This window comes from Priestia megaterium, assembly GCF_023824195.1.
Lineage (GTDB): Bacteria > Bacillota > Bacilli > Bacillales > Bacillaceae_H > Priestia > Priestia megaterium_D.
In genome coordinates this window covers 4,850,287-4,863,524 of the sequence record NZ_CP085442.1, presented here as the reverse complement: position 1 = coordinate 4,863,524, position 13,238 = coordinate 4,850,287, and the positions used below count along the sequence as shown (strand labels likewise).

Here is a 13,238-nt window from a genome sequence, read left to right as displayed (position 1 = left end):
ACGAAAAAAGCTTAAAATAAAGGGTGGTTGACGAAATGTCATTATTTTTTTATTCATATCCAAAGTGTGGTACGTGCCGAAAAGCAAAGAAGTGGCTGGATGATAACGGAGTAGCGTATGAAGAAATTCATATTGTAGAAAACCCGCCAACAAAAGAGCAGCTGCAATCTTATTATCAGAACAGCGGCTTAGAATTAAAAAAATTCTTTAATACAAGCGGTAAAAAGTATCGCGAATTAGGGCTTAAAGATAAAGTAAGCAGTGCGAGTGAAGACGAACTTCTGTCTATTCTTGCGTCAGATGGCATGTTAATTAAACGTCCGCTGCTAACAGATGGACAAAAAGTAACGCTTGGCTTCAAAGAAGAGCAGTTTGAGGACGTATGGAAGTAAGTTTTCAAATAGAAAATTTTTACCTTTTACGTTACACTGTTAATAGGAAGTTATTTTAGGTTGTAGAAAGTGTTCTCCACGTTGAAGGCGCTTTTTATATAAACAAATTAAGATACATATTTTGGAGGGATTAAGATGAGTACACCAAAAGATTTGCGTTATTCTGAAGAGCATGAATGGGTAAAAACAGAAGGAGACGTTGTCCGCGTAGGTATTACGCATTTCGCTCAAGCTGAGCTTGGCGACATCGTATTCGTTGAACTGCCAGAAGTAGGAGCAACAGTAGAAGCTGACGAGCCGTTTGGTAGCGTTGAATCAGTAAAAACAGTTTCTGAGCTTTATGCACCAATTAGCGGTGAAGTTGTAGCAGTCAACGACAACTTAAGCGATAGCCCTGAGCTTGTTAATGAATCTCCATACGAAGAAGCATGGATGATTACAATCAAACCGTCTGATGCTTCTCAAGTAGACAAGCTAATGACAGCAGAGCAATACGAAGAAATGACAAACGAAGGATAATATTCCTCCATAAATTGTCTTTATGAAAAGTTTTTGACTGGACACTCTATTAGTAAACAAGCTAAAGGAGTGTCTTTTTATGTTTGAAAAACAAAAAATGGACGTTACAGATCGCGTTACAGCTAAATTTCATGACGGCGGCATGAAATTATATGTTGATAAGCAGCCAATTGGTGAAGTTAGTTACGGAACAAGCGGCAATGAATACCGCTTTGAAGAAGGGTATTCGCAAGAAAATAATAAGTTCTACCAATATACGGATGTACAAAAGCAAGGTGAAACGCAAAAATATACAGACTGCGACGAAGAAGCAGGATGGTGCTAAACAGTGGCAACTGCCGCTGTTTTTCTTGTTTTATGGAAACAATATGGCCTAAGCTGCCTTTTAAAACAGTTCTTTCTTGCAAATTTCTTTTAAAAAACAGGTGAACTGTGATACATTAACGAATATTGTATAGCATAAAGAAATGATGTTACTATACAACTGACGATTATGGGTGATGAAAATGGGGCTAATTGAAATCGAAAAAGTAATTATTGTCGAAGGAAAATCAGATAAAAAACGTATCCAAGATATCATTCGAGAACCAATTGAAATTATCTGTACAAACGGTACGATTAGTTTATCAAAGCTGGATGAAATTATTGACTTTACGTTTAACAAAGAGGTATACATACTCGTTGACTCTGATGATTCAGGGAATAAGCTAAGAAAACAATTTAAACGAGAGCTTCCGGAAGCAGAGCATCTATATATTGATAAAATGTACCGAGAGGTTGCTGCCGCCCCTAGACATCACATAGCAACAGTATTACTGAGTGCCAATATCGATGTTAATGCAGAATTTTTAACATAAAAGGAATGAGCAACATGCAAGAATGGAGCGAAAAACAGCTTGACGATCAGTTAAAAGAAGGACAAAGAGCGTTTATCTTTTTCCATACACCTTTTTGCGGGACATGTCAGCTGGCAAAAAAAATGTTAACCGTAGCAGAAGCGATGCTGCCCGGTGTGACCATCGGAATGAGCAATTTAAATTATATGCCTTCAAAAGCAGAAGTATTTTCAATTGAAAGTGTACCTTGTTTGATTGAAGTGAAAAATGGCGAAATGGTAAAAAAACTCTATGCGTTTCATTCTATCGAGCACGTACTTGAAGAGCTTCGATAATCAAACGTTTGTTTAAAATGAAGAAATTGAAAGAGAGCAAACCGTTGGGGTTGTTGAAATCTTGGGATATTATCCCAAGAACAAAATCTGTTGACAGCCTATCTGACACATGCTAAAATCACACTCATGAATGTTCATAAATGAATGAATATTTCCCAAAAACAAAATAATTGTTGCGAACTCTTATCAAGAGAGGTGGAGGGACTGAGCCCTGTGAAACCCGGCAACCGTCAGACTAACTGAAATGGTGCCAATTCCTGCAAAGCTATGCGCTTTGAAAGATGAGAGAAAGGATTAAATATCGAGCCTTTCTGTCATGCGCAGAGAGGCTTTTTTAATGAGGAAAATTGTTTTACGGCTTTTTCATCCTATAGGGCAACCTAACATAATTAAGTTTTTACTAAAGAAGGTGAAGAAATATGATTACATTAACAGACGTTACAAAAATTTATCAGGCTAAAAGCGGTCAAGTAACAGCTGTTGATAATGTGAATCTAACCGTTAACCAAGGTGAAATTTACGGAATTATTGGTTATAGCGGAGCGGGGAAAAGTTCTTTAATTCGCTTGCTAAACGGGTTAGAAACACCAACGACAGGAACGGTCGAAGTAGCAGGTAATGATATTGGAAAAATTAAAGGCGGAAAACTCAGAAAAGCTAGACAAGAAATCAGTATGGTGTTTCAGCACTTTAATATCTTGTGGTCGCGTACGGTGCGAGAAAATATTGTCTTTCCGTTAGAAATAGCAGGGATCTCAAAAGAAAAAAGAATGAAACGAGTAGACGAGCTTATCAAGCTAGTCGGGCTTGAAGGGCGTGAAAATGCTTATCCATCACAGCTTAGCGGTGGACAAAAGCAGCGTGTTGGTATTGCTCGAGCGCTAGCCAATAACCCAAAAGTATTGCTGTGTGATGAAGCAACATCAGCGCTTGATCCTCAAACGACAGATTCCATTTTAGATCTGTTAGTAGATATTAATGAGAAGCTAGGGTTAACCATTGTATTGATTACTCATGAAATGCACGTTATTCGTAAAATTTGTCATCGGGTAGCCGTTATGGAAAATGGGGCAGTGGTAGAAGAAGGACAAGTGCTAGAAGTATTCAGAAAACCTAAGCAGCCGATTACAAAACGATTCGTTCAACAGATTTCTGAACCAGAAGAAACGTTTGAAACAATTGAACAAGTACAGGAGTTATATCCAAGCGGGCAAATTATTCAGCTGACGTTTGTTGGCGGAAAAGCAGAGCAACCGCTCATTACAACGATTTTAAAACAGTTTGATGTAACGATTAATATTTTGCAAGGAAAGATTTCTCATACACAAACAGGTTCATACGGAACGTTGTTCGTTCATTTAGACGGAGAATTAACAGAAGTTGAAAAAGTCATTGCATACATTCATGAGCAGCAGGTAGAAGTGGAGGTAATGACAAATGCTTGAGAAACTATTTCCAAACGTTATTTTAGATGATTTTATTCAAGCGACAAATGAAACACTATATATGACGGCTATTTCAGTTATAGCCACGTTTGTTCTAGGTATTTTATTAGGCTTGCTTTTATTTTTAACGTCCAAAGGACAGCTTTGGCAAAACAAACCTTTATATGCCATTGTGTCAGCAGTTGTAAATATCTTTCGTTCCATTCCATTCATTATTTTAATTGTTTTACTGATTCCATTTACCAAAGCATTGGTAGGAAGTATTTTAGGCGCTAATGCAGCGTTACCTGCTCTAATTGTTGGAGCAGCACCATTTTACGCGCGTCTTGTAGAAATTGGTCTGCGTGAAATTGATAAAGGTGTTATTGAAGCTGCTAAATCAATGGGAGCAACAACAAGCACTATTATCTTTAAAGTGCTGTTACCTGAATCGCTGCCAGCTTTAATTTCTGGTTTGACGGTAACGACGATTGCGTTAGTCGGCTATACGGCAATGGCGGGTGTGATTGGAGCTGGAGGTCTCGGGAATCTTGCATATTTAGAAGGATTCCAGCGCAGTCATAATGATGTAACGCTAGCTGCTACGATCTTAATTTTGATTATTGTATTTATTATCCAACTTATTGGAGATGCGATTACTGCAAAAATTGATAAAAGATAAAGGGAGGATTATTTATTATGAAAAAATGGCTTTCGGCTTTAGCACTAACATCTGCGCTAGTAGTAGGATTAGCTGCATGTGGATCTAACAATGGATCAAAAGATGAAAAGAAAATTGTTGTGGGTGCATCTAATACGCCTCATGCTGAAATTTTAGAACAAGCAAAACCGATTTTAGAAAAACAAGGAATCGACTTGGAAATTAAAAAATTCCAAGATTACATCTTACCGAACACAGCTCTTGCAAACAATGAAATTGATGCAAACTACTTCCAGCACGTTCCTTATATGAATTCAGTGCTAAAAGATCACAAGGGTGAAAAAGGGTATGATTTTGTAAGTGCCGGTGCCATTCACATTGAACCAATCGGTATCTACTCTAAAAAATACAAAAGCTTAAAAGATCTTCCGAAAAACGGCACAGTTATTATGCGTGATGCAGTAGCAGAGCAAGGACGTATTTTATCGATTTTTGAAAAAGCCGGCGTAATCAAATTAAAACCAGGCGTAAAGAAAATAGATGCACAAATTAAAGATATCGTAGAAAACCCGAAGAATTTAAAATTTAAAGCCGATGTTGAAGGCGGATTGTTACCTCAAATGTACAAAAATAATGAAGGTGACGCTGTTGTTATCAATGCTAACTATGCTATCGATGCTGGCTTAGATCCAGTAAAAGATCCAATCGCAGTGGAAAGTAAAGAAAATAACCCTTATGCAAACATCATTACGGTTCACAAAGGCGACGAAAATAAAGATACAGTGAAAGCTTTAGTGAAAGTTCTTCACTCTAAAGAAATTCAAGACTACATTAAAGAAAAATACAAAGGCGGAGTACTGCCGGTAAATAAATAATAGAAGAAAAGCGCTTGCCCACTCTGGGCAAGTGCTTTTTTTGTATGCGGGAAAACGAATAACTCTTATTTTTCTCACGCATACTAACCGTGAAAACTTTACTGATGATGGGAGCTGACGTTATGCAGCAAGAAGCACGTCATTCAACTGAGCAAGCACTTCATGATTATAAAATGGGTGTTGGGAAATTTAGTGAAAAATTGCCGGAAGTAACAAAAACGTTTAATGCGTTTACTGAAGCATGTTTTGGAGAAGGTTCTCTTTCTAAAAAAGAAAAGCAGTTAATCGCGTTAGGAATCAGCGTAGTAGCTCAAGACGAGTACTGTATGATTTATCATACAAAAGGCTGCATTGATCAAGGTGCAACTGAGCAAGAAATTTTAGAAGCATGCGGAGTGTCAGCAGCATTTGGCGGAGGCGCAGCGATGAGTCAGTCCGTTACGCTTGTCCAAGAGTGTATTTCAGAACTGACTAGCCACACGCACTAAGTAAATAAAGTGGGTAAAAAAGCTTGTCTTAGAAGGCTCTATGGAGTCTTTTAAGGCAACTTTTTTATGAGTGGATTTAGTCTTGAAAAACGTACATAATGGTTTAAAACCTTTTGGGTCAAAAGGTTGCTATAAGTTTTCATTTGTTATAAGATTGTAATGAGAATAAAATGAGAATAATTAAAAAGATATAGGTATATCGTTTTTTACTATATACGTCTATAACTGGAGGTTTTAATATGGCAGGGTCAACTTTAACAATTAAAGATCTTCATGTTGCAATTGAAGGTAAAGAAATTTTAAAAGGTGTTAATTTAGAAGTTAAGGGCGGCGAAATCCATGCAATCATGGGACCAAACGGTACTGGTAAATCAACATTATCTTCAGCAATCATGGGACATCCTAAATACGAGGTTACACAAGGAAGCATCACGCTAGACGGCGAAGATGTACTTGAGATGGAAGTAGATGAGCGCGCTCGTGCAGGTCTATTCCTAGCTATGCAATATCCAAGTGAAATCAGCGGGGTAACAAATGCAGACTTCTTACGTTCAGCAATTAATGCTCGTCGTGAAGAAGGCGAAGAAATTTCACTAATGAAATTCATCCGTCAATTAGACAAAAACATGGATTTCTTAGAAATGGATCAAGACATGGCTCAGCGTTACCTAAACGAAGGTTTCTCTGGCGGTGAGAAGAAACGTAATGAAATTCTTCAATTAATGATGCTTCAACCAGGAATTGCAATTTTAGATGAAATCGACTCTGGTTTAGATATCGATGCGTTAAAAGTTGTATCAAAAGGTATTAATGAACTGCGCGGCAGCGAGTTTGGTTGCTTAATGATTACTCACTACCAACGTTTACTAAACTACATTACACCAGATAAAGTTCACGTTATGATGCAAGGTCGCGTTGTAAAATCAGGCGGACCAGAATTAGCACAGCGTCTAGAGGCAGAAGGTTATGACTGGATCAAACAAGAATTAGGTATTGAAGACGAAACTGTAGAGCAAGAAGCTTAAAAGTTAGGAGGATCTCTATGACTATTGATACGAAATTACCATTTGATCAAGAGTACATCAGCAGCTTTTCAAAAGAAGCTAATGAACCAAGTTGGCTGCTAGATCTTCGCTTACAAGCTCTTGCGAAAGCAGAAGATCTTGCACTTCCAAAGCCAGATAAAACAAACATTTCGAAATGGAACTTTACTGCATTTGACAAGCACACTTCACAGGCAAGCACAATCTCATCTGTAGACGAGCTTCCAGAAGTGGTTAAAGCATTGATTGATACAGAAGCTGTTAAAAATCTATATGTTCAGCGTGACCAAACAGCAGCATATTCAACATTAACAGAAGAGCTAAAGTCTCAAGGCGTTATCTTCACAGATATTCAAACAGCTGCTAAAGAGCATAGCGACCTTGTTGAGAAGTACTTCATGAAAGACGGAGTTAAAGTAGATGAGCACCGTTTAACTGCATTAAACGCAGCGTTATTAAACGGCGGTGTATTTGTATACGTTCCTAAAAATGTAGAAGTACAAGAGCCGCTTCAAGCTGTATTTGTCCGTGAAGATGAAGAAGCTGCTTTATTCAACCATGTGATTGTTGTAGCTGAAGACAACAGCTCAGTAACATATGTAGAAAACTACATTGCTACTGCTGAAGAGTCAAACGGTGTTGTCAATATCGTGACGGAAGTATTTGCCAACAGCAATGCGAAAGTAACATTTGGGGCTGTTGACTACTTAGCTAAAGGTACAACTACTTATGTGAACCGCCGCGGCGTAGCGGGCAAAGATGGTCGCATTGAGTGGGCTTTAGGCTTAATGAGTGAAGGAAATACAGTTTCTGAAAATACAACGTATCTAATGGGCGACGGTTCATATGGAGATACAAAAACGGTAACAGTTGGACGTGGAGAGCAGTCTCAAAACTTAACAACAAGTATCGTACATTTTGGAAAACATTCTGAAGGCTACATTTTAAAACACGGCGTTATGAAAGAAAGCGCGTCTTCAATCTTTAACGGTATCGGTAAAATTGAACACGGTGCGTCTAAATCAAACGCTGAGCAAGAATCTCGTGTGTTAATGTTAAGTGAAAAAGCACGTGGAGACGCAAACCCAATTCTTCTAATTGATGAAGACGATGTAACAGCAGGGCACGCTGCATCTGTTGGACGCGTAGATCCAATTCAGCTTTACTACTTAATGAGCCGCGGTATTCCGCAAACAGAAGCAGAACGTCTAGTTATCCACGGGTTCTTAGCACCAGTTGTAAACGAGTTGCCAATCGAAACGGTTAAAAAGCAATTAACAGATTTAATTGAAAGGAAAGTTCGATAATGAATATCTCTGATATTCGTAAACAATTTCCTATTTTAGACCAAGAGGTAAATGGCAGCCCACTCGTTTATTTAGACAGTGCAGCAACTTCACAAAAGCCGCTTGCTGTAATTGAAGCAATTGAGAAGTATTATAAAGAATATAACTCAAACGTACACCGAGGTGTTCACACGCTTGGTACAAGAGCAACAGACGGATACGAAGGCGCTCGTGAAAAGGTTCGTAAGTTTATTAATGCAAAATCAACGGAAGAGATTATCTTTACGCGCGGTACAACGACAGCTCTTAATACAGTAGCTGCAAGCTATGGCCGTGCTAATCTCAAACCTGGTGATGAAATTGTGATTACTTATATGGAGCATCACAGCAACATCATTCCTTGGCAGCAAGTTGCCAAGGAAACAGGTGCAACGTTAAAATATATTTCATTAACAGAAGATCATGCACTTTCACTAGAAGAGGTAAAAAGCACGATTACATCCAACACCAAAATTGTATCGATCATGCAAGTATCTAACGTATTGGGTACAATTAACCCAGTAAAAGAGATTGCAGAAATTGCACATGCTAACGGTGCAGTAATGGTTGTGGATGGTGCACAAAGTACGCCTCATATGAAGGTGGATGTACAAGATTTAGACTGTGATTTCTTTACTTTCTCTGGACATAAAATGGGCGGGCCGACTGGAATCGGCGCTCTTTATGGAAAGAAAGAGCTTCTTGAAAAAATGGAACCAATCGAGTTTGGCGGCGAAATGATTGACTTCGTAAACCTATACGAATCAACGTGGAAAGAACTTCCTTGGAAATTTGAAGGGGGTACGCCAATCATTGCAGGTGCAATTGGTTTAGGTGCAGCGATTGATTTCTTAGAAGAAGTTGGTTTAGATAATATTCAAGCACATGAGCACAAGTTAGCGCAGTATGCACTGGATCGCTTATCGCAAGTAGATGGAATTACGATCTACGGACCGAAAGAGCGAGCGGGTGTTGTGACGTTTAATATTGAAGATGTGCATCCGCACGACGTTGCAACAGTAGTAGACGCTGATGGAATTGCGATTCGTGCAGGTCATCACTGTGCGCAGCCGCTGATGAAATATTTAAACGTATCTTCTACTGCACGTGCAAGCTTCTATTTGTATAACACGGAAGAAGAAGTAGATAAATTGGTATCATCATTAATAAAAACGAAGGAGTATTTTACAAATGGCTTTTAATAATTTAGATACTCTCTATCGTCAAGTAATTATGGACCATTATAAAAACCCGCGTAATCGTGGAACGTTGAATGAAGATACTGTGAACATTCATATGAATAACCCGACATGTGGAGACCGCATTGAACTTTCTTTAAAAGTAGAGGACGGCAAAGTGGTGGATGCAAAGTTCGAAGGTGAAGGATGTTCAATTTCAATGTCATCAGCTTCAATGATGACACAAGCAATTAAAGGTCAAGAAGTAGACAAAGCGTTTAAAATGGCCCATATCTTCTCTGACATGATGCAAGGTAAAGAGTATGATGATAGTATAGATTTAGGAGATATTGAAGCACTTCAAGGTGTAGCAAAATTTCCTGCGCGTATTAAATGTGCAACACTAGCGTGGAAAGCGATGGAAAAAGGTCTTAACGAACAAAAATAAGACCTTCATTCATTCCCAATCCTATCAAGTAGGGGGTAATAAAAGATGGCTAAAAAAATGCCAGAAATCGGCGATTATAAATATGGATTTTCCGATAAAGACGTATCAATTTTCCGCTCTAAACGCGGTTTAACAAAAGAAATCGTAGAAGAAATTTCTCGTATGAAAGAGGAACCACAATGGATGCTTGACTTCCGTTTGAAATCTCTAGAGCACTTCTACAACATGCCAATGCCACAGTGGGGCGGAGACATGGCAAGCTTAGACTTTGATGAAATTACGTACTACGTAAAACCATCTGAGAAGTCTGAACGCTCTTGGGATGAAGTTCCTGAAGAAATTAAACAAACGTTTGATAAACTAGGTATTCCTGAAGCAGAGCAAAAGTATCTTGCGGGTGTATCAGCTCAGTACGAATCTGAAGTTGTTTATCACAATATGAAAGAAGATCTTGAAGCACAAGGTATCGTATTTAAAGATACGGATACGGCGCTAAAAGAAAACGAAGATATTTTCCGTGAGCATTTTGGAAAAGTTATCCCGCCAACGGATAACAAATTCTCTGCACTTAACTCGGCGGTTTGGTCTGGTGGATCATTCATTTACGTACCAAAAGGCGTAAAAGTAGATACACCATTACAAGCTTATTTCCGTATTAACTCTGAAAATATGGGACAGTTTGAGCGTACGTTAATTATTGCTGATGAAGGCTCACACGTTCACTATGTAGAGGGCTGTACAGCACCTGTTTATACAACAAACTCCCTTCACAGTGCCGTTGTAGAGATCATCATCAAAAAAGATGCGTATTGCCGCTATACAACAATTCAAAACTGGGCGAACAACGTATACAACCTTGTAACAAAACGCGCGGTTTGTGAAGCAAATGCAACAATGGAATGGATTGATGGAAACATCGGTTCTAAGTTAACAATGAAATATCCAGCTGTTATCTTAAAAGGTGAAGGTGCACGTGGTATGACATTATCTATTGCCCTTGCTGGTAAAGGACAGCACCAAGATGCTGGTGCAAAAATGATTCACTTAGCACCGAACACATCTTCAACGATCGTATCAAAATCAATTTCAAAACAAGGCGGTAAAGTAACATACCGCGGTATCGTACACTTCGGCCGTAAAGCAGAAGGTGCACGTGCGAACATTGAGTGTGATACGCTGATTATGGATAATCAATCAACTTCTGATACAATTCCGTACAATGAGATTTTAAATGACAACATCTCACTTGAGCATGAAGCGAAGGTATCAAAAGTATCTGAAGAACAATTATTCTATCTAATGAGCCGCGGTATTTCTGAAGAAGAAGCAACAGAAATGATTGTAATGGGCTTTATTGAGCCATTTACAAAAGAGCTTCCGATGGAATATGCAGTAGAAATGAACCGTCTAATCAAATTTGAAATGGAAGGTTCAATCGGTTAATAATAGATCAAAACTCGTTTGCTGTTTATGCAAACGAGTTTTTTTGTATCGTTTGTATTAAAATAAAGAAAAGCGAAGCTAAGAACATAGAGGAGGAGTGGCATGATTTATATTGGAGTCACAGGCTGGGGAGATCATGATTCATTATATGAAGCGGGGGTTTCATCAAGAGACAAGCTTGCCGTATATGCAGGCCATTTTCCAATTGTTGAAGTCGATTCATCTTTTTATGCAATTCAACCAACATCAAATGTAGAAAAATGGGTGAACGATACACCGGAATCTTTTCGTTTTGTGGTAAAAGCCTATCAAGGTATGACAGGGCATATGAGAGAAGGAAATCCATTTGATAGCAAGGAAGAAATGTTTCATGCATTTTTAGAATCAGTTAAGCCGTACGTAACATCGAATAAGCTTGGTATGATTTTATTTCAAATGCCGCCGTGGTTTGACTGTACAAAAGAAAACGTGGCCTATTTGAGATATAGCCGTGAAAAGTTTGGAGATTTGCCAGTAGCCCTTGAGTTTCGAAATCAGTCTTGGTTTAAGCCATTTTTCTATGATAAAACGCTAACGTTTATGGAACAAGAGAACTGGATTCATGGTATTTGTGATGAACCGCAGGCAGGAGAAGGATCTATTCCAATTGTCATTCATGCTACAGATAAACAGAAAACACTCATACGTTTTCATGGACGAAACGTACACGGCTGGAACAAGCCAGCAGAAGGCAATTGGCGAGCGGTAAGGTTTTTGTATCGTTACAATGAAAAAGAGCTCCTAGAGTGGAAAGAACGTCTTGAAAAGCTGCAAAAACAAACGAAGGACATTTACCTGTTGTTTAATAATAACTCCGGCGGAGATGCTGTACATAATGCCAAACAGCTCATGAGTTTATTAAATATTGAATATGAGAATTTAGCTCCTAAACAATTAGATTTTTTTAATGAATTTTAGCACTGAGTCCTATAAAAGTTTATATAAATAAGGAAGAAGGAATATAAACGTCAAATAGGTAGAAAAGTATATGTAAAACCTCACTTTTTTCTTTCAAAATCATAAATTGATTAAGAAAGGAGTGAGTTACTATGATTACCTTAGCGCCTATCGTAATTGAAGGTCATACGTTTAATGCAGTTACCGTATTGCTGCCAAAAACAACTCTGTTAACAATCTCATCAGATAAAGGGTACATTATGTGCGGAGCACTAGACGTAGGTCTATTAAATGATAAATTAGCTGATCGTCAAATAATAGCTGGAAGAGCTGTAGGTGTACGTACAATTGAGCAGCTTCTTGAAGCGCCGCTTGAATCTGTAACGCTTGAAGCTGAAAAAAGAGGGATTTTTAAAGGAACAATTGGCAAAGATGCTTTATTGAAAATGCTTTAATATAGTGGAGAATTTAAGATAAAACTTTTTAAAAGAAGCGTGAACCTCCGTATACATGCATACATATAGCTTGTAAGGAGGGATTTTTTTTGGTTAAACTTCGTCGGAAATTAACAAGAAAAGGCCCGCTTCCTTTTCGCTACGTTCTGTTGCTCACCTTTCTTTTTTTTATGCTTTCTACGGGTGTAGGGTTATGGCTAATTAATAGAGGGATTGAACCGACGTTAATGAAATATGCTGAAGCACAAACAAAAGAGATTGCAACTTTAGTTATTAATAAAGCGGTAAATAAACAGGTACTCGATCAGCTAGATGTAGATGTCATTAAAGTGGAATCTACACCTAACGGTCAAGTAGCTAAAATTGACACAGCGCTTGTAAATCGGGTTAGAGCTCAAACTACGTCATTTGTTCAAGCTAATTTAAAAGAGGCAGAGAAAGGGAATTTAGATGCACTTGAACTTCCAACAGATATTCGTATTGAAAAAAATGAAAAGTTGCGGAATCAAGGAATTGTATACCAAGTTCCTCTTGGGCAAGCTACTAATAATGCGCTGCTTGGAAATCTAGGTCCGCTGATTCCAGTTAAGTTTCATGCTATCGGTGACGTTCAAACAGACGTAGTGCGGAAAATCGAGGAGTATGGAATAAATAATGCGTTTCTTGAAGTATCTATCAAAGTAAAAGTAAACATGCAAATCATTATCCCTTTTGCAACGAGAAAAACAACCGTTACGGCTACAATCCCGGTAGGAGGGACCGTTATCCCTGGAAATGTTCCTGACTATTTTAACGGCGGAAATTCGTCTTCTCCGGCAATTGAACTTCCGAAGAAAAATTAACAATATGATATTAACTTAAAGCATCAGGATAAAAAAAC

Annotated in this window: 17 protein-coding genes and 1 riboswitch; all 17 genes read left to right on the top strand. The window is 38.3% G+C overall.

All coding sequences use genetic code 11. From position 1 onward, the window contains the following. The first annotated feature begins 35 nt into the window (after positions 1–35). The 17 genes from LIS78_RS25320 (at position 36) to yunB (ending at position 13,200) form a co-directional block, all read left to right on the top strand. Positions 36–392 (top strand): arsenate reductase family protein, encoded by a 357-nt coding sequence (locus LIS78_RS25320; RefSeq protein WP_013059656.1) that lies wholly within the window; start codon positions 36–38, stop codon positions 390–392. Positions 393–527: 135 nt separating this feature from the next. Continuing rightward, the gene (gcvH, locus tag LIS78_RS25315) at positions 528–911 is read left to right on the top strand and encodes a glycine cleavage system protein GcvH (RefSeq protein WP_013059655.1); all 384 of its coding nucleotides are present in this window, start codon (positions 528–530) and stop codon (positions 909–911) included. Between the two features lie 79 nt (positions 912–990). Next, positions 991–1,236 carry a YusG family protein gene (locus LIS78_RS25310; RefSeq protein WP_013059654.1) on the top strand — a complete coding sequence of 82 codons (246 nt, stop codon included), beginning with the start codon at positions 991–993 and terminating at the stop codon, positions 1,234–1,236. Positions 1,237–1,417: 181 nt separating this feature from the next. After that, the gene (locus LIS78_RS25305) at positions 1,418–1,768 is read left to right on the top strand and encodes a toprim domain-containing protein (RefSeq protein ID WP_013059653.1); all 351 of its coding nucleotides are present in this window, start codon (positions 1,418–1,420) and stop codon (positions 1,766–1,768) included. 14 nt (positions 1,769–1,782) lie between these two features. Beyond that, a complete protein-coding gene (locus tag LIS78_RS25300; RefSeq protein ID WP_013059652.1) occupies positions 1,783–2,082 on the top strand; it encodes a thioredoxin family protein in 300 nt (99 codons plus the stop codon). 180 nt (positions 2,083–2,262) lie between these two features. Then, a riboswitch (SAM riboswitch) is annotated at positions 2,263–2,370 on the top strand. Between the two features lie 131 nt (positions 2,371–2,501). Beyond that, the gene (locus LIS78_RS25295; protein ID WP_252284489.1) at positions 2,502–3,527 is read left to right on the top strand and encodes a methionine ABC transporter ATP-binding protein; all 1,026 of its coding nucleotides are present in this window, start codon (positions 2,502–2,504) and stop codon (positions 3,525–3,527) included. Further along, a complete protein-coding gene (locus tag LIS78_RS25290; protein ID WP_013085342.1) occupies positions 3,520–4,188 on the top strand; it encodes a methionine ABC transporter permease in 669 nt (222 codons plus the stop codon). The genes LIS78_RS25295 and LIS78_RS25290 overlap by 8 nt, the downstream gene beginning before the upstream one ends. A 17-nt stretch (positions 4,189–4,205) precedes the next feature. Next, positions 4,206–5,042, top strand: coding sequence for a MetQ/NlpA family ABC transporter substrate-binding protein (locus tag LIS78_RS25285; RefSeq protein ID WP_013059649.1), 837 nt, complete (start codon positions 4,206–4,208; stop codon positions 5,040–5,042). A gap of 122 nt (positions 5,043–5,164) precedes the next feature. Continuing rightward, complete coding sequence (locus LIS78_RS25280) at positions 5,165–5,530, top strand: carboxymuconolactone decarboxylase family protein (RefSeq protein ID WP_013059648.1); 366 nt, start codon at positions 5,165–5,167, stop codon at positions 5,528–5,530. Between the two features lie 239 nt (positions 5,531–5,769). Beyond that, positions 5,770–6,555 (top strand): Fe-S cluster assembly ATPase SufC, encoded by a 786-nt coding sequence (gene sufC, locus LIS78_RS25275; RefSeq protein ID WP_013059647.1) that lies wholly within the window; start codon positions 5,770–5,772, stop codon positions 6,553–6,555. Between the two features lie 17 nt (positions 6,556–6,572). Continuing rightward, positions 6,573–7,880 carry a Fe-S cluster assembly protein SufD gene (sufD, locus tag LIS78_RS25270; protein ID WP_014457887.1) on the top strand — a complete coding sequence of 436 codons (1,308 nt, stop codon included), beginning with the start codon at positions 6,573–6,575 and terminating at the stop codon, positions 7,878–7,880. Continuing rightward, positions 7,880–9,100, top strand: a complete 1,221-nt coding sequence (locus tag LIS78_RS25265) for a cysteine desulfurase (RefSeq protein WP_252284488.1) — start codon at positions 7,880–7,882, stop codon at positions 9,098–9,100. The genes sufD and LIS78_RS25265 overlap by 1 nt, the downstream gene beginning before the upstream one ends. Further along, complete coding sequence (gene sufU / locus LIS78_RS25260; RefSeq protein ID WP_013085338.1) at positions 9,090–9,524, top strand: Fe-S cluster assembly sulfur transfer protein SufU; 435 nt, start codon at positions 9,090–9,092, stop codon at positions 9,522–9,524. Before LIS78_RS25265 ends, sufU begins: the two co-directional genes overlap by 11 nt. Before the next feature lie 45 nt (positions 9,525–9,569). After that, the gene (sufB, locus tag LIS78_RS25255) at positions 9,570–10,967 is read left to right on the top strand and encodes a Fe-S cluster assembly protein SufB (RefSeq protein WP_013059643.1); all 1,398 of its coding nucleotides are present in this window, start codon (positions 9,570–9,572) and stop codon (positions 10,965–10,967) included. A 102-nt stretch (positions 10,968–11,069) separates the two neighbouring features. Next, entirely contained in the window at positions 11,070–11,924 is an 855-nt protein-coding gene (locus LIS78_RS25250) for a DUF72 domain-containing protein (RefSeq protein ID WP_252284487.1), read from the top strand. A 131-nt stretch (positions 11,925–12,055) separates the two neighbouring features. Further along, complete coding sequence (locus LIS78_RS25245; protein ID WP_013059641.1) at positions 12,056–12,358, top strand: YunC family protein; 303 nt, start codon at positions 12,056–12,058, stop codon at positions 12,356–12,358. An 89-nt stretch (positions 12,359–12,447) separates the two neighbouring features. After that, on the top strand, positions 12,448–13,200 hold the full coding sequence (gene yunB, locus LIS78_RS25240; protein ID WP_013059640.1) for a sporulation protein YunB: 753 nt from the start codon (positions 12,448–12,450) through the stop codon (positions 13,198–13,200). Positions 13,201–13,238 lie beyond the last annotated feature (38 nt).